General features: G+C 64.2%; 24 protein-coding genes. 10 read left to right on the top strand and 14 right to left on the bottom strand.

What is annotated here, in order from left to right:
• The first annotated feature begins 3 nt into the window (after positions 1 to 3).
• From cydB to H6955_00295, 8 genes are all read left to right on the top strand, one after another.
• A complete protein-coding gene (cydB, locus tag H6955_00330) occupies positions 4 to 1,140 on the top strand; it encodes a cytochrome d ubiquinol oxidase subunit II (protein ID MCP5311966.1) in 1,137 nt (378 codons plus the stop codon).
• Between the two features lie 13 nt (positions 1,141 to 1,153).
• Entirely contained in the window at positions 1,154 to 1,378 is a 225-nt protein-coding gene (locus H6955_00325; protein ID MCP5311965.1) for a hypothetical protein, read from the top strand.
• Complete coding sequence (locus H6955_00320) at positions 1,371 to 1,733, top strand: TusE/DsrC/DsvC family sulfur relay protein (protein MCP5311964.1); 363 nt, start codon at positions 1,371 to 1,373, stop codon at positions 1,731 to 1,733. Before H6955_00325 ends, H6955_00320 begins: the two co-directional genes overlap by 8 nt.
• Positions 1,734 to 1,981: 248 nt before the next feature.
• Positions 1,982 to 2,284, top strand: a complete 303-nt coding sequence (locus tag H6955_00315) for a DUF202 domain-containing protein (GenBank protein ID MCP5311963.1) — start codon at positions 1,982 to 1,984, stop codon at positions 2,282 to 2,284.
• A gap of 58 nt (positions 2,285 to 2,342) precedes the next feature.
• Positions 2,343 to 2,954 (top strand): rhomboid family intramembrane serine protease, encoded by a 612-nt coding sequence (locus tag H6955_00310; GenBank protein MCP5311962.1) that lies wholly within the window; start codon positions 2,343 to 2,345, stop codon positions 2,952 to 2,954.
• Positions 2,955 to 3,053: 99 nt separating this feature from the next.
• The gene (locus H6955_00305; protein MCP5311961.1) at positions 3,054 to 3,764 is read left to right on the top strand and encodes a PRC-barrel domain-containing protein; all 711 of its coding nucleotides are present in this window, start codon (positions 3,054 to 3,056) and stop codon (positions 3,762 to 3,764) included.
• Positions 3,765 to 4,041: 277 nt separating this feature from the next.
• Positions 4,042 to 4,269 (top strand): ChaB family protein, encoded by a 228-nt coding sequence (locus H6955_00300; protein MCP5311960.1) that lies wholly within the window; start codon positions 4,042 to 4,044, stop codon positions 4,267 to 4,269.
• Between the two features lie 106 nt (positions 4,270 to 4,375).
• A complete protein-coding gene (locus H6955_00295) occupies positions 4,376 to 4,834 on the top strand; it encodes a DsrE family protein (GenBank protein MCP5311959.1) in 459 nt (152 codons plus the stop codon).
• 101 nt (positions 4,835 to 4,935) lie between these two features.
• Here H6955_00295 and H6955_00290 read toward each other — a convergent pair whose 3' ends face one another.
• Positions 4,936 to 5,265 carry a TusE/DsrC/DsvC family sulfur relay protein gene (locus H6955_00290; protein ID MCP5311958.1) on the bottom strand — a complete coding sequence of 110 codons (330 nt, stop codon included), beginning with the start codon at positions 5,263 to 5,265 and terminating at the stop codon, positions 4,936 to 4,938.
• A 142-nt stretch (positions 5,266 to 5,407) separates the two neighbouring features.
• On the opposite strand from H6955_00290, the gene H6955_00285 reads away from it, so the two are divergent.
• A complete protein-coding gene (locus tag H6955_00285; protein ID MCP5311957.1) occupies positions 5,408 to 6,799 on the top strand; it encodes a class II fumarate hydratase in 1,392 nt (463 codons plus the stop codon).
• Between the two features lie 242 nt (positions 6,800 to 7,041).
• On the top strand, positions 7,042 to 7,821 hold the full coding sequence (locus H6955_00280; protein ID MCP5311956.1) for an HAD-IIA family hydrolase: 780 nt from the start codon (positions 7,042 to 7,044) through the stop codon (positions 7,819 to 7,821).
• On the opposite strand, the gene H6955_00275 is transcribed toward H6955_00280, so the two are convergent.
• The 13 genes from H6955_00275 to H6955_00215 all read right to left on the bottom strand — a co-directional run bounded on the left by H6955_00275 (position 7,818) and on the right by H6955_00215 (position 23,127).
• Positions 7,818 to 8,069 carry a hypothetical protein gene (locus H6955_00275; protein MCP5311955.1) on the bottom strand — a complete coding sequence of 84 codons (252 nt, stop codon included), beginning with the start codon at positions 8,067 to 8,069 and terminating at the stop codon, positions 7,818 to 7,820. The two genes, H6955_00280 and H6955_00275, sit on opposite strands and share 4 nt — an antisense overlap.
• 20 nt (positions 8,070 to 8,089) lie before the next feature.
• Positions 8,090 to 9,370, bottom strand: coding sequence for a TRAP transporter large permease subunit (locus H6955_00270; GenBank protein MCP5311954.1), 1,281 nt, complete (start codon positions 9,368 to 9,370; stop codon positions 8,090 to 8,092).
• An 18-nt stretch (positions 9,371 to 9,388) separates the two neighbouring features.
• Positions 9,389 to 9,934, bottom strand: coding sequence for a TRAP transporter small permease subunit (locus tag H6955_00265; GenBank protein ID MCP5311953.1), 546 nt, complete (start codon positions 9,932 to 9,934; stop codon positions 9,389 to 9,391).
• A 61-nt stretch (positions 9,935 to 9,995) separates the two neighbouring features.
• On the bottom strand, positions 9,996 to 11,099 hold the full coding sequence (locus H6955_00260) for a TRAP transporter substrate-binding protein (protein ID MCP5311952.1): 1,104 nt from the start codon (positions 11,097 to 11,099) through the stop codon (positions 9,996 to 9,998).
• A gap of 61 nt (positions 11,100 to 11,160) precedes the next feature.
• Positions 11,161 to 11,634 (bottom strand): copper chaperone PCu(A)C, encoded by a 474-nt coding sequence (locus H6955_00255; protein MCP5311951.1) that lies wholly within the window; start codon positions 11,632 to 11,634, stop codon positions 11,161 to 11,163.
• Positions 11,635 to 11,725: 91 nt separating this feature from the next.
• Positions 11,726 to 12,166: an acyl-CoA thioesterase gene (locus H6955_00250; GenBank protein MCP5311950.1), complete on the bottom strand. Its 441-nt coding sequence runs from the start codon at positions 12,164 to 12,166 to the stop codon at positions 11,726 to 11,728.
• Positions 12,111 to 13,904, bottom strand: coding sequence for a long-chain fatty acid--CoA ligase (locus H6955_00245; protein MCP5311949.1), 1,794 nt, complete (start codon positions 13,902 to 13,904; stop codon positions 12,111 to 12,113). Before H6955_00245 ends, H6955_00250 begins: the two co-directional genes overlap by 56 nt.
• A 23-nt stretch (positions 13,905 to 13,927) precedes the next feature.
• On the bottom strand, positions 13,928 to 15,952 hold the full coding sequence (locus H6955_00240; GenBank protein MCP5311948.1) for an enoyl-CoA hydratase/isomerase family protein: 2,025 nt from the start codon (positions 15,950 to 15,952) through the stop codon (positions 13,928 to 13,930).
• The gene (locus tag H6955_00235) at positions 15,949 to 17,289 is read right to left on the bottom strand and encodes an acetyl-CoA C-acetyltransferase (protein MCP5311947.1); all 1,341 of its coding nucleotides are present in this window, start codon (positions 17,287 to 17,289) and stop codon (positions 15,949 to 15,951) included. The genes H6955_00240 and H6955_00235 overlap by 4 nt, the downstream gene beginning before the upstream one ends.
• A 12-nt stretch (positions 17,290 to 17,301) precedes the next feature.
• Positions 17,302 to 19,773, bottom strand: a complete 2,472-nt coding sequence (locus H6955_00230; GenBank protein MCP5311946.1) for an acyl-CoA dehydrogenase — start codon at positions 19,771 to 19,773, stop codon at positions 17,302 to 17,304.
• Between the two features lie 4 nt (positions 19,774 to 19,777).
• Positions 19,778 to 20,773, bottom strand: a complete 996-nt coding sequence (locus H6955_00225) for a hypothetical protein (GenBank protein MCP5311945.1) — start codon at positions 20,771 to 20,773, stop codon at positions 19,778 to 19,780.
• A 149-nt stretch (positions 20,774 to 20,922) separates the two neighbouring features.
• Positions 20,923 to 22,065 (bottom strand): aminotransferase class V-fold PLP-dependent enzyme, encoded by a 1,143-nt coding sequence (locus tag H6955_00220; protein ID MCP5311944.1) that lies wholly within the window; start codon positions 22,063 to 22,065, stop codon positions 20,923 to 20,925.
• A 111-nt stretch (positions 22,066 to 22,176) separates the two neighbouring features.
• Entirely contained in the window at positions 22,177 to 23,127 is a 951-nt protein-coding gene (locus H6955_00215; protein ID MCP5311943.1) for an AEC family transporter, read from the bottom strand.
• Between the last annotated feature and the right edge of the window lie 24 nt (positions 23,128 to 23,151).

Here is a 23,151-nt window from a genome sequence, read left to right as displayed (position 1 = left end):
GGAATGGAGATCTACGCGGTATTGAAAATCGTCTGGTGGTTGCTGGTCGGCGTCCTCCTGGTTGGGATTGCCACAATGATGGGCACCGACCTTGGCATCGGCGCCGTGCTTCGACTGGTGGGGCGTACCGACCGTGAGCGGGGGCAGGCACTGGAGGTGATCGCACCGCATTGGGACAGCAACCAGGTCTGGTTCGTGCTGACCGGGGGGATCATGTTTGCGGCCTGGCCGCTGGTCTATGCGACGGCATTTTCCGGTCTGTATGTCGTCATGATGGTGCTGTTGTGGACCATGATCCTGCGACCACTGGGCTTCGAGTACCGCTCCAAGCTGGCCGCCTCGGGTTGGCGCAACCTCTGGGATTGGGCATTGGTGATCAGCGGGGTGATCCCGATGCTTGTGTTCGGGGCCGCGGTCGGCAACCTGTTCCAGGGTCTGCCGTTCCGGTTCGACTGGCAATTGGCGTCGCGTTACACCGGGTCGTTCTTAGACCTGTTCAACCCGTTCGCGCTGTTCTGCGGGGTGCTCGCTCTGTCTCTGGCGGTCTACATGGGAGCGACCCGATTGATGATCAGCACCGGAGGTCGCTTGCACCGGCGTGCCCGGATGCTCGCGTGGTTTGCCGCGCTTCTGGCGGTGGCGTCATTCGCAGTCGGTGGCCACTGGGTCTCAGGGATGGACGGGTATCGCCTGGTGCATACCGCACCCATCGGTTCGGCGCAGACACCGCTGCAGCAATCGGTTCAGCTCGAAGCGGGGGCATGGATGGGAAACTTCCGTCAGCATCCATGGGGTTGGCTGCTGCCCACGGCCGTGGGCATCAGCCTGTCGATCGGGGCCGTGGTGTTGCGCGCCGGCCGTGCGCTGCTTGCGTGGTGGCTGGGGGCCGCGGCCTGGACCGGCGTGATCGGGACTGCGGGGTTTGCGTTGTTTCCCTTCCTGATGCCGTCGAGTATCCGGCCGGACCAGAGCCTCACGGTCTGGAATGCCGCAGCGGGACCCTACACCTTGTCGTGGATGCTCGCCGCGATGGCGATCCTGCTGCCGCTGGTGATCTGGTACGTCGGCTGGTCGTTCCAGGTTATGCGCGGCAAGGTAAGTGGCGAGCACCCCGTCGTGGAACGACGCGTACGCGATTGATGGGAATGGAGCCATGAAGACCGGATTGCTGTTCACACTGATGTTACTGATTACGGTCCTGGTGATCGTGCTGGCGGTAATGCTTGGAGACCATGGTCCCTGGTATTTCGCCTGGCTGGTCGGCACCGTGATGATGGTGCTGGTGTCGGCCTCCGGTGGGGCTCTGTTCGAGGTACAACAGCAGCGGCGTCGTGGTGATGCACCGTCGACGCCAATGGAGGATCAAGCGAATGACTGATATCTTGAAGGCGATACGCAGCGTGGATCATGATCCGGACCGGGTCGCGCGCCTGCGCGAACTCTCCGGATGGAGCCGTCGGAGCGCCGTGGCGGAGTCGACGCGGCAGGGCATCGCGATGACCGACGATCACTGGTCGGTCGTGGCGCATCTTCGTCGGGTACATCTGGCCCAAGGCGTGCCGGGGGAGGCGCGTGATCTGTCATCCAGCCTTGACAGGGCGTTTCACGATCGAGGCGGGACACGCTGGTTGTATTCCCTGTTCCCGGGCGGGCCGGTCCATCAGGGATGCCTGATCGCCGGTGTGCCGGAGCCGGCGCACAGCATCGATCCGGCCTCCGGTACCTGCTACTGATGCGTCGACGTTGCGCTGCCTTGCCGGGGCCCGGTGCGCACGCGCGAGGGCCCCGGCCAACGCGTGCAGAAACGGAGGTTTAAGACGAGTGGCCAATATATGTATGGCGTAAGGGATTCAAGGATCGGATGTCGCAGTGGACATCCGTCTTGCAGGGGAGTGGTGATCGACCGCGCGCCCGGCACACGGCTGTCCGAGACGGGTTGGGCGCGGGCCGCATCGCGGTACATTCCCGGTGGAGGCCATCGATGAAACTCCGTGGTACTCGACAGCCTCCCCTGTATTCGTATCCGGCGGAGCAGCTGATACTGCGTGATATGTTGGCGATCGACCGTACGCGGTTGGCCAATGAGCGCACCTTGCTGGCGTGGGTGCGTACGGCGCTGATGTTGATAGTTTCGGGCATTACGATCATCAAATTGTTTGAGGGCCTATGGCTGATGGAACTGCTCGGCAGCGTCCTGATTCCCGTAGGTTTCGCTACCGCGGCGATCGGTATCTGGCGCTATTTCCGGATTCGTGCATCGATCAACGCGACCATTCGAAGCTGAACCGTACATCTCAGGCGTGCTATTAGCGCCGATTGCCTCGGATCGAAGGAGTCCGCGGATGAAAGACACCCCCGTCGTGGGTGCCATCATGGCATTGTGTGGCGTCGTCTTCGTGCTCGAACTCGTCGCCGGCAACCTGTTTGTCGAGTCGCTGGCGATGTGGCCGCTGCGATTGACGAACACGGCCGGCGTGACTGGTTTCAGCTTCCAGCCCTGGCAGATCCTTACCTATGCGTTTCTGCACGGCAGCGTGCTGCATCTTGTGCTGAACATGTATGCCCTCTGGCTGTTCGGTGTACCCCTGGAACGGCGCTGGGGTTCGGCTGCGTTCGCCGGTTATTACTTTGCCTGCGTGATTGGTGCCGCAGTCGTGCACCTGATGGTCGCTGAATACGCGCTGGCGCACGGGGGGGCTGCCTATCCGGTGGTCGGGGCCTCTGGCGGTATCTTTGGGCTGCTGTTGGCGATCGGCAAGCTGTATCCCGACTGGCGACTGTTATTGCTGTTTCCGCCGGTTCCGATCAAGGCCCGATGGTTTGTCGTGGCCTACGGTGCCGTGGAGTTGATCGCCGGCGTCACCGGCACCGCCGACGGGATCGCACATTTCGCCCATCTCGGCGGCATGTTGACGGGTTACCTGATGCTACGGAGCGTGCGCTGGCTGCGTTAGCCGCCGGTGCTGCTCAAGGGATGAGTGGCGTCGCCTGTGCTTCACTATCAGATACCGCAGGATGAATGGCACATCACCGAGTCGGACGACGGACGGGTCATGAGACAAGCGCGCAAACTGGCGGACCTCAAACAATACGCAGTGCATGCCGAGGATGGCGACATCGGCAGGTTGCGCGAGGTGTATTTCGACGAGCACGCGTGGCAGGCGCATTACTTCGTCGTGCAAACCGGTGGTTGGCTGTCGCGCGAAGAGATCTTGGTGCCGTCGTCTATCATCTCGGCCGTGGATGATGCCCGGCACCGCATCGATCTGACAGTGGCCGGTGAGCAGGTCCGCCGAGCGCCACAGGTCGATCTGCGCAACCCCCTGTCTCCCGGTCGTGAGCAGTCGGTCCGCAGACATTTCGGACGACAGACGTTGCGGAGCGAGAGCGGAATGCATGGCCAACCGGAATATGCCGCATCGGCGGCATCGCCGGCGCACCTGCGCAGCAGTGAGCAAGTGACCGGTTACCAGATTCGCGCAAAGGACGGCGAGGTGGGGCAGGTGGCCGACATCGTGCTCGAGGACAGTGGCTGGCCGGTGCGGTATATCGAGGTCTCTACCGACCCCTGGCTCTTCGGGAGACATGTCCTGCTCGCGATTGCCTGGATCGAGCAGATCGACTGGCAGCGGGCCGAGCTGACCACGGTACTGACGCGTGACGCGATTGAGACGGCGCCCGACTACGATGCCGGAGAGTTGATCAGTCGCGACTATCAACTCGCGCTGTATCGACACTACGGCATGCACTACGAGCAGGATTGATCGGGCGGCGGCCCTTCACCGGCGCGAGCGCCTGCTGTATCCATAAGATGGTGGATTTACGCCGGGTTGCGGCGCAATTGCACCGCTGCGCCGGCGTAACGGCGGGGCACCTGGACCCGGCGCCCGCGGTTTTCCCTGCCTTGCACCGTCATCGGGGATCCTGGCACCCGGTTTGCAGCGTCGTAGGGGCACGCATCGAACATGATTCGATGCATCCGAAGTCAATGCCGGTGGCGGTCGAGGTGACGGATGAGTCCGGCGTAGGTGGGTCGACGACATGCCTTGTCGCGACAATGCGGGTCTTCCGGAGTCTGTGCGTGCGAACCTGCCTCAACACGCACAGACGATCTACCGCGAGGCCTTCAACGCGGCGTGGGATGAGTATGCCGACCCGCAGGATCGGCGCGGGGATGTATCGCGCGAAGAGGTAGCGCACAAGGTGGCCTGGTCGGCCGTCAAGCAAAAATATGAGAAACGCGATGGACACTGGAAGAAGAAATCCTAGTCCCGGCAGGCGAGTGTCCGCGACGCCATGTGCGCCACCCGGTGTTGGACGGGTCGCAGCGGCCCTCGGTGTGCGCCCCGGTCGCTGGGCATCGCTGGTGACTGGAATGATGCTGTGTATGCTGCATGCGACTGCAGAGGCGACCGGGCCACCGACGGCACCCTGGGGCCAGTCGAACGTCGAACCCATAGACTACGCTCCACAGCGCGTCGTGTACGACGTCGCGGTGCATGATCAGGAGACCTTCGATCGGGTGCTCGATCGCGTGAGTTACCTGAACAATGTCTACCAAGCCGATCCGTTTTCGGCGTCGATCGTGATCGTTCTGCACGGCGACGAGATTCCCTTTTTCGCAATCGCAAACACAACGCGCTACCGCGAACTGATGCAGCGCGCGCAGAGTCTGACGCTTGCCGGGCCGATCGAGTTTCGTATGTGCCGGATCGCGGCACGGGGACATGGCCTCGAACCTGCTGATATCCATGGCTTCGTCAGGGTGGTGCCGATGGCCGACGCGGAGATTGTGCGACTGCAGCAGCAAGAGGGATATGCCTATATGCGGTAAAAGCGGGCCGCGGACGTCAAGGCGACGGTAGCAGGACCGGTGGCCCGCGTGGGCTGTTGCGTGTGGGACCGCGGGCGCGAATACACCGAAACTGCGTCTTCTCAGCGGTCGTGGGTCTGGTTTTCCAGGTAGATCCGCGCCTCTTCGCCCGGATCCGGAAGGCCGGCGGTCTTCCACGCGTTGGCCGGTCCGCCGAACAGCTCGTCGATACAGGATGCTTCGAGGCCGGCCTCATGACAGACGTGGGTCGCCGGTGGTATCGCTCGGGATTGGTCGTGGTGGCGGCGTAGTACCTCCAGCACCGCCAGGTGACGGTCGGAAAGTGGGCCTATCCCCAGCAGCTGCGCGAGCTGCGCTGCGAGCGCTTCGTTCCAGGCGCGGCGCGGGTTCAGATACCCGTTTTCGTTCAGATCTTTGTGATCGATCGACATGGCGTTCTCCTTACCGGTTGACGCCTTCAACCATGCAAAGGGTGTTCCGTGGCATTGCCGGACCCGGGTATGTATTACCGGAGAGACGCAGCGGGCGACGCGGAGTAATCTCAGCGACACCAGCTGCCCGGTAGGAGGAACCATGCCGACAGAGCATCGCATCGAACACGACAGCATGGGCGAGGTTGCGGTACCGGCCGACGCCCTGTATGGCGCCCAGACCCAGCGTGCGATCGACAACTTTGCGATCAGCGGACTCAGGCTGCCGACGCGTTTCATCCATGCGGTGGCGATGATCAAGCAGGCCGCGGCGGAGGTGAACCATCGGCTGGGTCTGCTCGACAGCGCAGTCGCCCAGGCGATCATCGGAGCCGCCCGGGAGGTCATCGAGGGCCGTCACGACGACCAGTTCCCGGTGGACGTGTTCCAGACCGGGTCGGGTACCAGCAGCAATATGAATGTCAACGAAGTCGTGGCACGACTGGCGAGCGCGCGTGCCGGGCGCCTCGTGCATCCGAACGACCATGTGAACATGGCGCAAAGCAGCAACGACGTCATTCCCGCTGCCATTCACCTGAGTGCGTCGCTCGCCCTGCATGAACGTCTGTTACCGGCCCTGGGCCATCTGCAGAAGACGATCGAACGGCGCGCGAGTGAGTACCGCGACGTCGTGAAGACCGGGCGTACGCATCTCATGGATGCCATGCCGCTGCGGCTTGATCAGGAGCTGGGGGCGTGGGCCAGCCAGGTGCGCGATTCGGCCGAGCGCATCACCGGTTGCCTGGCCCGCCTGCAGCGCCTGGCGATCGGAGGGACTGCGGTCGGTACCGGCATCAATGCGCATCCGGAATTCGGTCCGCGCGTCGCCGAGCGGCTGGCGGCCGAGACCGGTCTGGCGCTGGTCTGCAGTGACGATCATTTTCGCGACCTGAGCTGTCAGGACAGCGCCGTCGAACTGAGCGGGCAGCTGAATGTCCTGGCGGTGGCGCTGACGAAGATCGCCAACGATCTGCGTTGGATGAACAGCGGCCCCCTGGCAGGTCTCGGCGAGATCCGCCTGCCGGCGCTGCAGCCCGGCAGCAGTATCATGCCCGGCAAGGTGAACCCGGTGATTCCTGAGGCAGTCGCGATGGCCTGTGCCCAGGTGATGGGCAATCATACGACGCTGACGGTCGCCGGACAGTCGGGCAGTTTCCAACTCAACGTCATGCTGCCGTTGATAGCGTACGAACTGTTGCAAGGCATCGAACTGATGTCCAATGCAGCCCGATCGCTCGCGGACAGGGCGATCGACGGATTCGCGGTCGACCGAGGGCGTCTCGCCGATGCACTCGCGCGCAATCCGATCCTGGTAACCGCACTCAACGCGGTGATCGGCTATGACAAGGGCGCCGAGATCGCGAAGCGGGCCTACGCCGAAGGGCGCGCAGTCATCGATGTCGCATTGGAACTCACCGGTCTCGAAGCGTCCGAACTGCGCCGCTTGCTCGATCCGGCCGGTCTGGTGGGAGAGACGCCAGTGGATCGCCGATAGCGGCAGCTTGTCGCATCGTCGTTCAGCGCCCCTGGGGCAGGACACCCGACCACGGCAACGCCGACTACGCATTTGCGTACGCAGGGGTCCCGGCGGGTATGCCCGCAATGGTCATGGTTTGACCGTGTCGGCCCCTGTGTCATGATTTTCACACGCGTCGCAACCTTCGGTGCCTGCCGAAGCCGGCGGTTTGCGGCCAGGCCGTTTCCACGGTTCGGAAATCGCTGAATGGACGACGTGCGATGGCGATACTGTTTGATCTGGATGGCGTGTTCTACCGGGGCGATCAACCGATCTCCGGTGGAGCGGGCGTCGCACAATGGGCGGATGCCGCCAGGATTCCGCACCTGTTCCTGACCAACACGACCTCGCGCCCACGCGCTGCACTGGTCGACAAGTTGGCGGGATTCGGCATCGCAACCGACGTAGCACATATCGTCACCCCACCGGTCGCCGCGGTGGCCTGGTGTCGCCGACACCTTGCGGGCCAGTCGGTGGCGCTGTTCGTTCCCCCACAGACCCATGATGAGTTCGACACCTTGCGCGAAGCGGGCGACGAAGAGGCGATCGGTGCGATCATCGTCGGCGATCTCGGTGAGGCCTGGGATTTCGCCCGAATGAACCAGGCGTTCCGCTTGTTGATGCGCGACCCGCAACCGCGTTTGATCGCGTTGGGGATGACCCGTTACTGGCAGGCCGCCGACGGTCTGCGCCTGGATGTCGCGCCGTTCGTCGTCGCATTGTCGCATGCCGCCGGGGTCGAACCCCTGGTGCTCGGAAAGCCGGCGAAGGGATTCTATGAAGCGGCCGTCGATCTGCTCGGTGCCGACTACGACCGGGTCGTGATGATCGGAGACGACATCCGCGGTGACATCGAAGGTGCGCAGAGGGCAGGTCTGCATGGCGTGCTGGTGCGTACAGGCAAGTTCCGTGAGGCGGATCTGTCGCTCGGTATCTCGCCGGACGCGGTCCTCGACTCGATCGCGGACCTGCCGCGGTGGTACGAACAGTGGTCTGCCTAGTCGGCGAGGTGGGTCTCGATCTGTTCCAATAACCCGACGACTGCCGTCACATCCAGGCTACGAAGCAGTTTTGGCAGGCGTCCCAGGAGACTGGCCAGTTCCTGGTCGTGGAGTTCGCTCAATGCGTAACGTTTGAGCGTGACCGCGGCGTCGTCGAGGTCGATTCCACTCATCAGGCCGGGCGATTCGACGAATGCCCGTGCCTTTTCACGAAAGCCGTCCAGCAGTTGCTCCTTGGATTCGATCATCGCAGACGCTCCATTTACGGTCATTGCAGACCGAACAAACCCGGAAACACCAGAATAACGATCAGGATCGCGATCTGCATCGCGATGAACGGCACCACCCCGCGATAGATGTCGAGGGTGGTGACGCCCGCCGGGGCGACGCCTTTCAGGTAGAAAAGGCTGAACCCGAACGGCGGCGTCAGAAACGAGGTCTGCAGATTCATTGCGATCAGGATCGCGAACCACAACATGTTGATACCCAGTGTCTCGGCAATCGGCGCGAGTATCGGCACGACGATGAACGATATCTCGACGAAATCGATGAAGAACCCGAGCACCAGGATGATCAGCATCGAGAAGATCAGGAAGCCCCATTGTTCGCCGGGCAGCTGCAACAGCAGGCGTTCGACGACCTGGTCGCCGCCGGTGTAGGAAAACACCATCGAGAATGCGGTCGCACCCAACAGAATGGCGAACACCATCGCGGTGACCTTGACCGTCTCCATCGCGCTCTGCTGAATCAACCGCCACGAGCAGCGCCTGTACAGCACCGCGAGCAGTAGGGCGCCGACCCCGCCGAGTGCGGACGACTCGGTCGGGGTCGCGACACCGGCGAAGATCGAGCCGAGCACGACGATGATCAGCGCAAGCGGCGGCACTATTGCGCGCAATGCCTCCAGATAACGGCGCGACATGTCGTCGTCGAACGGGATTGGCGGTGCCTGCGCGGGTCGCGCGATAGAGAATCCGACGATGTACAGCACATACAGCGCGACCAGCGCGACACCCGGGATGATCGCTGCATGAAACAGATCGCCGACCGGTTGGCCCAACACGTCGCCGAGGATGATCAGGATGATCGACGGCGGGATGATCTGTCCGAGCGTGCCGGCACCACAGATGGTGCCGCATGCCAGCGGTCGACTGTAGCCGTAGCGCAACATGACCGGGAGCGAGATCACCCCCATCGCGACGACGCTGGCGCCGACCACACCGGTGGACGCAGCGAGCAGGGCGCCAACCAGCACGGTGGAGACCGCAAGGCCCCCGCGCATGCGACCGAACAGCCGCCCCATCGACTCGAGCAGCTGCTCGGCGAGTTGGGTCTTCTGCAACACGATGCCCATGAAGATGAACAACGGCACCGCCATCAGCACGCCGTTCTGCATGATGCTGTAGATGCGAAAGGGCATCAAAGCGAACAGCTCCCACCCCTGCGCGAACACGCCGAACAGCAGTGCGACGCCGCCGAAGGTGAAAGCGACCGGGAAGCCGGCCAGCAGCAACAGCAGCGCGACAAGGAACATGATGACGCCGACCACGTTGCGCCTCCTTATTGCCTAGGGTCGCGCCGTCGGTGGCAGTTGGGCGGTCTGGTACCCGAGTAGCTGGTTCAGCGCGCGCAGCATGAAGCCGACACTGCTGATCAGTACACAGATGAATGCCGTCGGAATCAGGGCCTTGACCACCCACCGGAACGGCAGCCCTCCCGGATCACCGCTGATTTCGCCGATCGTGAACGCTTCGTGCGCAAAGCCGATGCCGTAGACCGCAACCAGCAGACAGAACGGCCACAACAGCAGGACGGTACCGACGATGTCGATCAACGCGCGTCGGCGCGGGTCCCATCGCTCGTAGAGCAGATCCACGCGCACGTGCCCGTCGACGCTCAAGGCGTAGGCGACCCCGAGCAGAAAGACTGCCGAATACAGGTGCCACTCCAGTTCCTGCATGCCGATCGACACGTCCCTGAACAGGTAACGCATCAACACGTCATAGAACACGTTCACCAGCAGCAGCAGGAGCAGCAGCGCCGAGAGCCGACCGATCCAGGCGGAGAAACGGTCGAAAAACCGTTCGGCGCGCAGCAAAGCGTTTGCGTTCATAGGCGAATCACCTGGCCGGAAACTGCGTCATCGTAGCCGCCGCTGCGCCCCGCAGGGCCCACTAGTCGGCGACGCTGTTCAGATACGCCTGGTCCGAGATCGCGGTCCAGGCTCGGGCCTTTCTCAGATACGCCGCCTGGGAATCGATGATCTCCTTGGCCAGGGGATCTGCGGCGGCGAATTCGGCGAGCAACCCGTCGTTTGCCGCACGCATCGCGGCCAGTACCTCGCGGGGGAAGGTCTTGACCTGAACCTCGGGGTGTTCCTGTTGAATCGTGGCCCAGCTGACGGCGTTCTCGTGATAGCTCTGTGCATACATCTCGAACGCCGCGGAACGGATCGCCACGCGCAGTATCTCCTGCAGATCGCCCGGAAGCCGGTCCCAGGCCTTCTGGTTGATCAGGAACACCAGCTCGGCGCTGGGTTCGTGCCAGCCGGTGTAGTAATACGGCGCGATCTTCTCGAAGCCCATGCGCAGGTCGAGCGCCGGGCCGACCCATTCCAGCGCATCGATGGTGTTGCGTTCGAGCGCGGTGTACAGCTCTCCCGGCTGGATGTTGGTGGGCTTGGCGCCGAGCTTCGCCAGCACCTCGCCGGCAAAACCGGGGATGCGCATCTTCAGTCCCTGCAGATCCTCGACCGAACGGATCTCCTTGCGGAACCAGCCGCCCATCTGCGCACCCGTGTTGCCGCCGGGGAAAGCCAATACCCCGTGCCGGGCATAGACCTTCTGCATCAGCTCGAGGCCGCCGCCGTGGTAGAACCAGGCCAGCTGTTCGGGCGCGGTCATGCTGAACGGCATGTTGGTGAAATACAGGGTGTTTGGATCCAGTCCCTTGAAGTAATAGGACGCGGAGTGCCCCATGTCGTACTGGCCGGCCTTGACCAGTTCGAGGATACCGAACGGCGCCTTGTGCTTGTTCGACGAGTCGATCTCGATCTGCAGGCGGCCGCCCGACATCTTGTCGACCAGCGCCGCGAGATTGCGCGTGGTGTCGCCGAGGATCGGGTAGTTCGGTCCCCAGGTCTCGGCCAGTCGCAGGGTGAACCGCGGCTGCTCGGTGGGCACCTGCGCGACGGATGCCTGTTCGGCCTTTTCGCACGCCGTCAGTGCGAGCAGGATCAATGCGGATGCGAGCACGAGGCCCACTCGGGTCTTCAACACGGCTGTCTCCTGGAACGATCGGCTGCCGGGGGGGCACGGCCGCGCCCCTCCCGGTCCGGAATCAGTGCTGCATGGTGTGCTCGATGCGGCGTACCTCGGCCGTGACCTGCTTGGTCGAACCGTCGTCGAAGGTCAGGGTGATCGGTACCTGCTCTCCCGGCGTGAGCGGCTTGACCAGGTCGAACAGCATGATGTGCTCGCCGCCCGGTTGCAGCACAGCCTTGCCCCCTGGTGGCAGATGGAAATGCGACACACGCCGCATGCGCATGACCTCTCCGTCCATCGTGTGCATGTGCAGTTCGACCGCGCCGGCCGCGGGGGTGGAGGCCTCGACCACGAAGTGTTCGGTGGCGGCATCGCTGCGCAGCTGCATGAAGGCGGCGGTGGTGCCGACGACCGGCGGGACCGCGCGTACATAGGGGTCGATGACCGTGACCTGGTCGGCGACGCCGTCGGCCAGCGCGGCCGCGGCCGGCAGCAGCAGCGCCAGCAGTGTCGCCGTGACGCCGACACGGGTGGTGATGGGGTTGTACATGACAGGCTCCTTGTGGGTGATCAAACTGCGAACGCCCGGTGATACCCGTCTTCTCAGTGATTTCGACCGATATCGGTACGCGAGGTCGGGGTCATTCGTCCATCTGCGGGAGATGCCGCGGGCGGCCTTCATCATCCAGCGCAACATACACCAGCGTCGCATCGGCGACCAGTGTGACCCGGTTCGCCTCGAGCTGGCGGGCGGCCTCGGCGACCACGTGGATCGTGATCGAGGTACGACCATGGCGTCGCACCTCGGCATAACAGCTTATCAAATCGCCGACCGCGACCGGGGCGAGGAACCGGAACTCCTTGACGGCGACCGTTGCCACGCGACCCTCGGCCACGCGGATCGCCAGGATGCTGCCGGCGATGTCCACCTGCGACATCAGCCAGCCGCCGAAGATGTCCCCGTAGGCATTGGTATCGGCCGGCATCGCGACAACGCGGTAGGTCAGCTCGCGCGGTGGCGCGTGTTCAGTGTCCGGCGTATAGATGGTCGGCAATGGTCTGATACCGTTTGATGATTTCATTTCGGCGCAATTTCAGGGTCGGCGTCGCGAGTCCGTTGTCAGGGGTCCAGGGTTCGTTGACGACGGCGAGTTGGCGTACCTGGGCATACCCGGGAAACGCCGCCGTACGTTGCTGGACGTGCTGCATGAAGATCGAGACGACGTTTTCGTCGCAACAGGTCTCTTCGTTGGCCGGGTCGAGGCGCAGATTGCGCGCGACCCGCTCGAACGCCTCCGGATTCGGCACGACCAGCGCGCTCAGGTAGGGGCGGCCTTCGCCGATCACCATCACCTGGTCGACCAGTTCGTCCAGCACGATCGCATTCTCCATGTCGCCCGGTGGGACCTTCTCGCCGTTCGACAGCACGATGATGTCCTTGAGGCGACCGGTGATGTAGACATGCCCGGTCGCCGACAGACGGACCTTGTCGCCGGTGTGCAGCCAGCCATCGGCGTCGATCACCTTTCCGGTCGCCTCGGGATCGTTCCAGTACCCGAGCATCACGCTCGGACTACGGGTCAGCAGCTCATCGTCGGTGCCGATGCGTACCTCGATACCCGGTAGCGGGACGCCGACCGACGCCGGTTGATTGTTGTCCAGTGGATTGGCGGCGATCACCGGTGCCGTCTCGGTCAACCCGTATCCCTGCGCGACCGGGATGCCGAGGCCGATGAACAGCCTGGCGACATCCGGTGCCAGCGCGGCGCCACCGCACACGGTGAAGCGCATGCGTCCCCCGAGTCGGGCACGCACCTTGCGCGCGACCAGTGCGTCGAGCAGCGGTTTGACGAGGAACGCCGGTTGCCAGGGAGCACGACCCTGGCGGTGCTCGAAGTGCGCCCAGCCCAGGTCGACGGCGGCGTGGAAAAGGCGACGTTTGAGTGCGGACTCGCCGGTGAGCTTGTCCATGATGCGCGCATACACCCGTTCGAAGATGCGCGGCACCGAAATCATCAGGGTCGGCTGCACCGCGACCAGATCCTCGGCAAGCGTCGGAATCGAGCGGTTGTACGCGACCGCGGTGCCGGTGCTCATCGGCAGGTAGTAACCGACGGTGCGCTCGAACGCATGTGACAACGGCAGAAACGACAGCATCAGGTCGTGTTCGAAGAGATCGAACAGCTGCAGTGCGGCCTGGATGTTGAACAGGATATTGCGATGGCTGAGCATGACCCCCTTGGGGCGCCCGGTGGTACCGGACGTATACACGATGGTCGCCAGGCTGTCGCTCGACCCGGGTCGGCATCGGTAGTCCGCCGGCGCGGTGTCCAGCCAGTCGTCGAGCGACGACAGGTTCGCGGGCCCTGTGCGCCCGGGTTCGAGACACAGCACCCGATGCAACTGGCCCAGGCGCTGGTGCATGTCCGACAGTGCGTCCCACTGGTCGCAGGTCTCGATCATCAGCATGCGGGCACCGGAGTCGCGCAGTATCCAGTCGATGTTTTCGTTCCGGTCATTGGTATACACCGGCACGGTCACCAGCCCGAGACCCTGCGCCGCCTGGTCGCAGACCACCCATTCGCGCCGGTTGCCGCACATGATCGCGATCCGGTCGCCGGGCTGCAGGCCGTCGGCGAGCATCGCCGCCTGCCAGCGCGCCACCTCGGCACGGATCTGTTCCCAGGTGAACGGGCACCATTCGCCATCGATATGCTGCACGTAGGCGAGACCCGCGGGGGAGCGGGTACAACGTTCGTTGAAAAGTTCGGCGAGTGTCGGTGCCTGCTCCTGGGTGATGGTCCGCTGTTCGTGCAGCATTGTTGTTCTCCTTGTTCCTAAGGTCAGGCAATCGCCCCCCAGCCGGCATCGGCGTGAAAGTGTTCGCCAAAGCGCCCCTCGAACTCGTCCAGCCGCTGTTGTACCACGCCACTGCCACGTGCATGCACATAGTGCATCGGCCCGCCACGAAACGGCGCGAAGCCGGTGCCGAAGATCACCCCGGCATCGAGCAGGTCCTCGTCCGCGACCACGCCTTCACGCAGGCAGGCGACCGATTCGTTGACCAGGCGCAGCACCAGGCGGTCGCTGACATCGCTGTCGCTCAATGTCGGGGTACCGCCGGTCTCGGGCTTCACAGGCTTGTCGTTCTTCCAGACGTAGAAGCCGCGACCCGACTTGCGACCGAGGTGCTGGGCCTCCACCAGATCGCGCAGCCTGTCCGGCACCGGATTGTGCAACGCCTGCGCCATCTTCTGCGCCACTGACAGACAGATGTCGAGGCCCACGGTGTCGGCCAGCTCGATCGGTCCCATCGGCATGCCGAATGCCACCGCGGCGCGATCGATCACCGCGGCCGGCACACCCTCGTCGAGCAGCTCCACTGCCTCAAGAAGATAGGGCATCAGCACGCGATTGACGAGGAACCCCGGACTGCTGCGCACCTTCAGCGGCAGCTTGTCGATATGCCGCGCAAACGCCGCCGCGCGTGCCAGCATCGCTGCGTCGGTATGCGTATCGTGGACGATCTCGAGCAAGGGCATCTTCGCGACCGGGTTGAAGAAGTGCAGGCCCACCAGGCGTTGCGGTTGCTGCAGTCTTTCGCCGAGTACCGCCAGCGGGATGCTCGAGGTGTTGGTCGCCAGTACGGCGTCGGGTTTCATCTGTGGTTCGAGTTGCGCGTACAGAGCGCGTTTGGCATCGATATCCTCGAATATCGCCTCGATCACGACGTCGGCGCTGCGGACGCCGCTGCCGTGGTGGTCGGGCATCAGGCGATCGATGGCCGCCTGCACGGCATAGGGGTCTTTGAGCTTGTGTTTGAACAGGGCATGCGCGCGCTGCACGGCGCGCGTCAGAAACTCGGGTGCCCGGTCCTGCAGGGTGACGCGCAGGCCGCGCAGTGCACACCAGGCGGCGATGTCGCCGCCCATGACGCCGCCGCCGACGACGTGCACATGACGTGGCGTGAAATCCGCCTTGTTGCCCTCCGCCTTGAGGCGGTCCTGCAGCATGAATACGCGGATCAGGTTCTGCGCGCTGCTGGCGTTGATCAGGCGCGCGACATTACGCGCCTCACTGGCGTACATCGCCGCCGGATCGCCGGCACTGTGCCGCCAGTGCGCCAGCAGTTCAAAGGGTGCGGGGTAATGATCCCGGCGTACCCGCTTGGCGACCTGGCGGGCGAGCAGCTGGGCGACCAGCGGCCGCAACGGCGCGAATGCCGGCAGGCGCTTGATCCAGCCGGCGCGACGCGGTCGACGGCTGCGCAGCACCTGGTCGGTGGCCGCGGCACGCAGTTCGCGGCGCGGCACTGCGAGGTCGACCAGGCCCATGCGTCGTGCCGCCCGCCCGCTCACAGTGTGCCCACCGAGCATCAGGCCCAGCGCCGCGATATCACCCAGCAGCCGTGTGCTGCGCACCGTACCGCCGTACCCCGGAAAGATGCCGAGCCTGACCTCGGGAAAACCCAGTCGGGTGCCCGCATCGTCGCAGCACACCCGGTAGTCACAGGCGAGTGCGAGTTCCAGGCCGCCGCCGAGGCAGAAACCGTGGATCGCCGCGACGGTCGGAAACGCCATCGATTCCAGGCGGTGCAGGATCTCGTGTACCCGGCGGATATGCTGCTCGGCGGACGCGACACCGGGCACCCTGGCGAATGCCTTGACGTCGGCGCCGGCAATGAAGCCGGATGTCTTGGCGGAAGCGATCACCAGGCCCTTGGGATGCATCTGCGCGACCTGCACCAGGCACTGGTCGAGCCCCTCGAGCACCTCTTCGGTCAGCACGTTGGTACCGCCGTCGGCGTTGTCGAACATCAGCCAGGCGATGCCGTGCGCGTCTTGGTCGATTCGGAAATGCCGGTTCATGCCGGGTTCCCTCCTGCGTTGCGTTCGAGAAGCAGGGCACCGCCCTGACCGCCGCCGATACAGAGGCTCGCGATCCCGGTCCGACGGTTCTGGCGCTGCATCACCTTCAGTGCGTGCAAGGTGATCCGGGCACCGCTGGCACCGACCGGGTGACCGAGACTGATACCGCCGCCGTCGACATTGAGGCGTGCCTCGTCGATCGGTTGAAAGCCGTGTGCAAGACCCAGAACGCCGTGACAGTAGTCGTCGGACTGCCAGGCCGTGAGACAGGCAAGCACCTGGGCCGCGAATGCCTCGTTGATCTCCCAGACCCCGATCGCATCGGAGTCGAGGCCATGGCGCTGCATCAGCGGTGCCATCGCATGCACCGGGCCCAGTCCCATCTGTGCCGGATCGAGGCCGGCCCATTCGCCGTCGACGATCCGTCCCAGTACCGGCAGGCCGTGCCGCGCCACCGCCTCGTCGGAGGCCAGCAGCAGTGTCGCGGCGCCATCGGTCACCTGTGCGCTGTTGCCGGCGGTGACCCGGCCGATCGGGCGGTCGAACACCGGGCGCAGCTTGGCGAGCGCCTCCACCGACGAGTCGGGTCGCAGCCCGTCGTCGGTCTCGAACACCCGCCCCCGGCTGTCGTACAAGGGCTCGATCTCGTCCATGTGCCCGTCCGCGTAGGCCTGGGCGAGACGTTGGTGGCTGCGTACCGCGTAGGCATCCATCGCCGCCCGGCTGATCGCAAAGCGCTCGGCCAGTTCCTCGGCCGTCTGCCCCATCGACAGCCCGACCACCGGGTCGGTCAGACCACGCAGCAGCGCGATCACCGGCTTGAAGTGTTGCAGTCGCAACTGCATCAGTGCGCGACCGCGGGCCCCGAGGGTGCGGGCCTGGCTCCAGGCACCGAGCCAGCGCACCATCAGGTCGTTCAGCATCACCGGGTGGTGGCTCATCGCCTCGGTACCGCCGGCCAGGATCAACTCGCTGCGACCGCTGGCGATCTCCAGCGCGGCGCTCTCCAGCGCCTGCATCCCCGATGCACAATTACGCTGTACCGTCCATGCCGGCACGCGCTCACCGCATCCGAGCCGCAGTGCAACGACGCGGGCGATGTTGGCCTCGTCGGGACCCGACGAGACACAGCCGAGCACGACCTGGTCGAGCGCTTCGGCGGCGACGCCGTGGCGCATCAACAGCGCACGTCCGGCACTCAGGGCCAGATCGCTCGCGTGAAACGGACCCGGCCCGCCGCGCGCCTTCAGGAAGGGCGTGCGCGTACCGTCGACGACATACACCGGGCGACCGCGCAGACGGCCGACGTCGTGGTTCAATGGTTGCTGTTCGCTCATCACGTCCTCCACCTAGACGGCATAGATCGCCGGTTTCCTCGCGCGGGTTTCACGCAGCGCATGCTGTTTGCCGTAGTGCGCGAAGCTGTCGACCGCGATCACCCGGCGTCGCAGTTCGGTCATCTGCGCGAGGGCGTTGGCCTGCTCGGCGCTGATCACGCCCGCGGCGACGGCCTCGGTGATCCGCTCCGCCGGTGTCGCCGCGTGCAACAGGCCGGCCCGGTAGGCGTCGCGCAGGGTCTTTTCGATCGGCTCCACGCGGGCCGCCTGTACGAAGGCGCGTTCGATCTGCCCCTGGCGGAAGCGTTCGTCTTCGGTCGTGAAGATGCCGTCGGTCAGGCGATCGCGCGCGGCGCCCGGCTGTAACAGGATCTGCGCCGCGGCACGGTCGACGCGATCACTGGTCGCGGTATAGGGTGCGCCGCTGGGAAACACCACGATGCGCAGCAACCAGGCAAGCGGACGAAATGGCAGGTTGCGGAACAGCAGGCGCAGGCTTTCCTGCATCCGGTACAACGAGTTCTCGCACGCCCAGCGCACCAGTGGCAGGTCGGCCTCGGGACGCCCGTTGTCTTCGAAGCGCTTGAGCACCGCCGACGTAAGATAGAGTTCGCTCAACACGTCACCGAGCCGCGCCGAAAGGCGCTCCTTGCGTTTCAAGGCGCCACCGAGCGTCATCATCGCCGCGTCCGCGCTCAGTGCGAACGCAGCGCTCATCCAGTGCAGTTGCTGAAAATACCGGCGCGTCGGGCCGTCGACCGGCGATGCCGAAAAGCGTCCACGGGTCAGCCCGAGGAACAGGCTGCGTGCGATGTTGCCCAGCACGAAACCGACATGACCGAAGATGGCATGGTCGAACTCGGCCAGGCCGCGCCCTGTGTCCGGGTTCTGCGCTGCCTGGAACTCCTTCAGTACCCATGGGTGGCAGCGTACCGCCCCCTGGCCGAAGATGATCATGTTACGCGTCAGGATGTTCGCGCCTTCGACGGTGATCGCGATCGGAATTGCCTGGTAGGCGCGCCCGATCAGGTTCGACGGGCCGAGGCAGATGCCGCTGCCGCCCTGGATGTCCATCGCGTCGTTGATGCAGCTGCGGTACTTCTCGGTCAGGTGGTATTTGACGATCGCCGAGATCACAGACGGTTTCTCGCCGATGTCGAGGGCGCCAAGGGTCAGGGTGCGCGCGGCATCCATCTGGTAGGTGAGGGCGGCGATCCGCGCGAGCGGTTCCTGGATGCCCTCGAAGCGACCGATCGGCTGGTTGAACTGGCGGCGGATCGCGGCGTAGGCGCCGGTGAAGCGGCTCGCGGTCTTGCCGGCCCCTACGCTCAGCGCCGGTAGCGAGATACCCCGTCCCTCGGCCAGACATTCGACCAGCATGCGCCAGCCCTGGCCGATGTACTCGGTTCCGCCGACCAGCTGGGACATCGGTACGAACACGTCGTGGCCCTGGTTGGGGCCGTTCTGGAATGGCGTGTCGAGGGTCACGTGACGTTCACCGATCGTGACGCCGGGGGTGTCGCGCGGCACCAGCGCCAGGGTCACGCCGAGATCCTCGCGCTCGCCCAGCAGACGGTCGGGGTCGTACAGTTTGAACGCGACGCCGAGCAGGGTGCATACCGGGCCCAGTGTGATGTAGCGCTTGTCCCAGCTCAGGCGTACGCCGAGCACCTGGCGACCCTGCCATTCGCCATGGCAGACCACGCCGCGGTCGGGGATGGCACCGGCGTCGCTGCCGGCATCCGGTCCGGTCAGTGCGAAACAGGGGATCTCCTCACCACGCGCGAGGCGTGGCAGGTAGTGCGCCTTCTGTTCACGGGTCCCGTAGTGCAGCAGCAGCTTGCCCGGGCCGAGCGAGTTGGGGACCATCACGGTGACCGCCGCGGTGATGCTACGGCTGGCGATCTTCATCACGACCGCGGAATGCGCCAGCGCGGAGAAACCGCGTCCGCCGAATTCCTCCGGGATGATCAGCCCGAAGAATCCCTGTTCCTTGATGAACTGCCAGGTTTCCGGGGAGAGGTCGCGGTCCTCGTGGGTGATCCGCCAGTCGTCCAGCATGCCGCACAGCTGCTCGGTCTGATTGTCGAGAAACGCCTGCTCGGTGGCGTTCAGGTGTGGCCGCGGCAGGTTCAACAGACGCGACCAGTCGGGACGTCCGGTGAACAGTTCGGCGTCCCACCAGACGCTGCCGGCCTCCAGCGCCTCCTGCTCGGTCGTCGACATCGGCGGCATCACCTTGCGGAACTGGCGGAACAGCGGGGCGGTGATGTAGCGCCGGCGGATACGCGGCACGCCGAGCAGCAGCACCAGGGACGCGCAGACCAACCAGACCGGCGTGGCCACGTACCAGCTCAGTGGCGTACCGAGCGTGACCAGGGTCAGCCCGACCGCCAGCGCGGCGATCCAGATGCCGGTGCCGGCACCCCAGTAGGCGAGGGACCAGACCACCGCGATCGTCGCCAAGAGTCCAATGAGCCACATAGCGTTACCCCCTGCGTCCCAGGAACGGAAAGGCGTGATGCCAGCGTGACGCCGGCGCCGAAGCCGGCTCCGGCAGCACGTCGGCAATGGTTTCGGCAACCTCGAGCGCAGCGATCTGGTCGTCCCCGGACTCGGGTTCGACCTCCGGTTCTGCGGCCGGAGGATCACGCAACACCTTGCTGGGCGCCGGATTGAAGGCGTGGCGTTCGTCGTTGTAGATATCGTCGTCGCTCCAAGGCAGGCGGTGGTAGAGGCCGACGTCGTTCACCCCGAGGAAGGGGTACTTGATGATCGAGAAGTACGGCGAATAGTCGAAGTCGCGCGGTGCGAACAGGCGCGGGTTGCGCTTGAAGAAGCGTACGCTGCCGTCTTCTTCGCGCGAGATGAACGGCAGAATCGGGAAATCGACCGCACCGAACGCCTCGGCGAGCAGCGTTGAACACACGGTGCGCGTGGGATTGCCCGCATTGTGCTGGAACAGACTCGAACGCCAACGTCGCGGCAGGAAGCTCCACGGGAAGAAGAACCGCGCCAGGTCGACGATCTGGCGCACGTCGTACTCCCATCCGAGATGCTTCACCGCATAGCCGATCACCGCCTCAGCGTCGCTCGGCGACAGTCCGGACGGGCGGCATATGCGCAGGTGGTCGAGGCGGTAGGTGGTCAGCGGCGACACGATGGTGCCGCGCCCGATCAGCGCCTCGATGATCAGCTGATCCTGCGGGTCCCCGTCGTAGTGATACTCGATCACCGCGCGCAGGTCGGGATCCTTGATGTCGTACAGCCGTCCTATGTAGAGCGCCGAGTGGCTCCAGGAACTCTGCGTGATGATCTTGATGACCTCGGAGACCCGGCTGCGCCCCTCGACGAGCAATACGTCGCCTGTGCGCAGTTCGAAACCCAGTCGGTTGAAGTCGCACAGTGGGGTCGGAGATGGCGGACCATCCCGAGTCAGCCAATCGATGGCCTGGTCATACAGCCATCTCAGCAGGTCGCGCATCGTTATTCTCGGCCATGCTCTCTGTCTTCATCGAGTATAGACCGCGAAATCGGACGCTTTGTTGCAGAAAATAAAATAATATGTTTGTACTAATTAGTACGATCGTATTGTATATGTTATTTAGTAGAAAAATAAATCGCTTATCGTTTTTAACTAAAAGTTTGGATGACCTGTCGTATTCTCTCCATGGCCTTCTCCAGGGTCGCCTCGGGTGTGTAGAAGTGGGGTGACAGGCGTACGCCGCCGCTGCGCGCGGCGCAGATCACCTGCGCCTGCATCAGTGCCGAATGCAGCTTGGCACCGTCGATCCCGGCATGCCGGAAGGTCAGGATCCCGGCGCGTTTCGTCGGCTCCGCCGGGGTCACGATCTCGACGCCTTCGATCTCACGCAGATGGGCCTCCAGAAACGCGACGTTCGCTGCGAGGCGCTGTTCGACGAACGCCATGCCAAGCTCCTCGAACAGGCTGATACTGGCGTCTAGCGCATGCACGCCGAGCATGTTCGGCGTGCCGGCCTCGAACCGGCGCGCCGATGCCGCCGGCTGCCAGCTGCCACATTCGAAATCGTACAGCCCCTCGCGCATCGCCCAGCCGAACTGGTGCAACCTGAGCCCGTCGCGCAGCTCGGCGCGGCAATACAGGAAACCCTGGCCCTCGGGCGCGAGCAGCCATTTGTGACCGCCCGCGGTGAGGAAGTCGGCCGGCACCTTTGACAGGTCGAAATCGATCGCGCCGAGGCTCTGGATGCCGTCCACCGAGAGCAGCACACCGTTTCGCCGGCAGCCGTCGGCAAGGCGCTGCATGTCGAACCGGTATCCGGTTGCGAAGTGCACCGTGCTGACCGCGAGCAGGCGTGTTTTGGGTGTTATCGCGTCGAGCAGTGCCCCTTCCGGATCGGCGGTGCCCAGCGCGTCGATCGGCCGGTAGCGCACACCACGGTCGGCGAGCACTTCCCAGACCATCTCGTTCGAACAGAAATCGCCACCGAGACCGACCACCTCGTCGCCGTCGCGCCAGTCGAGTCCCTGGCTGACGATCGACAGACCCTCGGAGGTGTTCTTGATCAGCGCGATATCGTCGGCGTTCGGCGCCTTGACGAAGCGCGCGAGGCGTTCGCGCAGCGCCTTTTCGACCCGCAGCCAGTCCGGGTAGTTGCTCCCTCCGCGCACCATGTTCTGTTGCGCGAAGTTCGCGACCGCCTGCGCGGTACGTCGCGGCCAGGGCCCGATCGCGGCGTGGTTCAGATAGCAGAGGTCGGGGTCCTGGGGAAACTCGGAGGGCAGGTAGAGCATGGTGCGATGTTGTTCCTTTGGCGATGCCGGGAACGCTAACCGAGCGCCGTAGCAGAGGCAAATCCCTTGGCGCCATCGGGCCGAGCGGAAAATTGCGTAGCGCTCAGCCCATTAGATCAGCCCGGTCGCGCGCAGCGCACTGATACCGAGCGTGGTGACGATCACCGAGCCGATCGTGCTGAGCACGATGATATTCGCGGCCAGTGACGCATTGCCGCCCATCGCGCGGGTCATCGGGTAGCTGGATGCCGCGGTCGGAGCCGACGACATCAGGAATACGATGCCGAGTTCCATGCCGCTAAAACCAGCCAGATAGGCGCTCAATGTGAGGAGTAGCGGGGACAGCACAATCTTGCCGAGTGTGCCAATCACAGCATTCCGGGACTCCAGATGCAGTGCGCTGACGCTCAGTGAGCCGCCGGCGCACAACAAGGCCAGCGGCAGTGCGAGTTGGGCGAAGTATTCCCCGGTCTGCAGGACGAGTCCTGGCAGCGAGATCTCGAAATAGGCGAAAGGCAGTCCGGCAACGATACCGATGATCAGCGGATTGCGTGCAATGCTTCTGAGTGTCGCCAAGGGTGACAGGTGGCGATTCAGCGACCTGTTCAATGTGATGACCGCGAGCACGTTGTACAGTGCGGTGATTACCCCGAGATAGAGCGACGACGCGGCCAGTGCGATATCGCCATAGGCATTCACCGCGTAGGCCAGGCCGACAACGGCAATGTTGCCGCGGAAGCTGCCCTGGACGACGACACCGCGATCGCGCGGTGGATTGACAAACAAAGGCGCGATCAACTCCACCGCGACGAAGCACAACAGGGTGCCGAGCACACCGATGACAATCAGGGCAACGTTGGCCGTTTGTTCGAATCGGGTTTGGCTGATGATGATGAACAGCAACGCCGGTAGGGTTACGTTGAACACCAGTTTGGAGCCGGCGTCGATGAACGCGTCGTTGATGATGTGCCAGCGGGCAAGCAACACACCCATCACCAGAACCAACATGATCGGGCCGGTGACCGAGAGTGCGAACTGCAGATTGTCCAGAATTCCCGTCATCGCGAGTGTCGACACCGCCCGGCA

The sequence above is a fragment of the Chromatiaceae bacterium genome (genome assembly GCA_024235395.1).
Classification (GTDB): Bacteria; Pseudomonadota; Gammaproteobacteria; order Chromatiales; family Chromatiaceae; genus Thiosocius.
The sequence above is the reverse complement of the archived record's forward strand: the minus strand, read 5'-3'. Positions and strand labels throughout refer to the sequence as shown.

Coding starts and splice junctions, on each gene's coding strand:
- cydB (MCP5311966.1), top strand. CDS start 4: ATGGAGATCTACGCGGTATTGAAAATCGTCTGGTGGTTGCTGGTCGGC.
- H6955_00325 (MCP5311965.1), top strand. CDS start 1,154: ATGAAGACCGGATTGCTGTTCACACTGATGTTACTGATTACGGTCCTG.
- H6955_00320 (MCP5311964.1), top strand. CDS start 1,371: ATGACTGATATCTTGAAGGCGATACGCAGCGTGGATCATGATCCGGAC.
- H6955_00315 (MCP5311963.1), top strand. CDS start 1,982: ATGAAACTCCGTGGTACTCGACAGCCTCCCCTGTATTCGTATCCGGCG.
- H6955_00310 (MCP5311962.1), top strand. CDS start 2,343: ATGAAAGACACCCCCGTCGTGGGTGCCATCATGGCATTGTGTGGCGTC.
- H6955_00305 (MCP5311961.1), top strand. CDS start 3,054: ATGAGACAAGCGCGCAAACTGGCGGACCTCAAACAATACGCAGTGCAT.
- H6955_00300 (MCP5311960.1), top strand. CDS start 4,042: ATGCCTTGTCGCGACAATGCGGGTCTTCCGGAGTCTGTGCGTGCGAAC.
- H6955_00295 (MCP5311959.1), top strand. CDS start 4,376: ATGATGCTGTGTATGCTGCATGCGACTGCAGAGGCGACCGGGCCACCG.
- H6955_00290 (MCP5311958.1), bottom strand. CDS start 5,265: ATGTCGATCGATCACAAAGATCTGAACGAAAACGGGTATCTGAACCCG.
- H6955_00285 (MCP5311957.1), top strand. CDS start 5,408: ATGCCGACAGAGCATCGCATCGAACACGACAGCATGGGCGAGGTTGCG.
- H6955_00280 (MCP5311956.1), top strand. CDS start 7,042: ATGGCGATACTGTTTGATCTGGATGGCGTGTTCTACCGGGGCGATCAA.
- H6955_00275 (MCP5311955.1), bottom strand. CDS start 8,069: ATGATCGAATCCAAGGAGCAACTGCTGGACGGCTTTCGTGAAAAGGCA.
- H6955_00265 (MCP5311953.1), bottom strand. CDS start 9,934: ATGAACGCAAACGCTTTGCTGCGCGCCGAACGGTTTTTCGACCGTTTC.
- H6955_00255 (MCP5311951.1), bottom strand. CDS start 11,634: ATGTACAACCCCATCACCACCCGTGTCGGCGTCACGGCGACACTGCTG.
- H6955_00250 (MCP5311950.1), bottom strand. CDS start 12,166: ATGAAATCATCAAACGGTATCAGACCATTGCCGACCATCTATACGCCG.
- H6955_00245 (MCP5311949.1), bottom strand. CDS start 13,904: ATGCTGCACGAACAGCGGACCATCACCCAGGAGCAGGCACCGACACTC.
- H6955_00240 (MCP5311948.1), bottom strand. CDS start 15,952: ATGAACCGGCATTTCCGAATCGACCAAGACGCGCACGGCATCGCCTGG.
- H6955_00235 (MCP5311947.1), bottom strand. CDS start 17,289: ATGAGCGAACAGCAACCATTGAACCACGACGTCGGCCGTCTGCGCGGT.
- H6955_00230 (MCP5311946.1), bottom strand. CDS start 19,773: ATGTGGCTCATTGGACTCTTGGCGACGATCGCGGTGGTCTGGTCCCTC.
- H6955_00225 (MCP5311945.1), bottom strand. CDS start 20,773: ATGCGCGACCTGCTGAGATGGCTGTATGACCAGGCCATCGATTGGCTG.
- H6955_00220 (MCP5311944.1), bottom strand. CDS start 22,065: ATGCTCTACCTGCCCTCCGAGTTTCCCCAGGACCCCGACCTCTGCTAT.
- H6955_00215 (MCP5311943.1), bottom strand. CDS start 23,127: ATGACGGGAATTCTGGACAATCTGCAGTTCGCACTCTCGGTCACCGGC.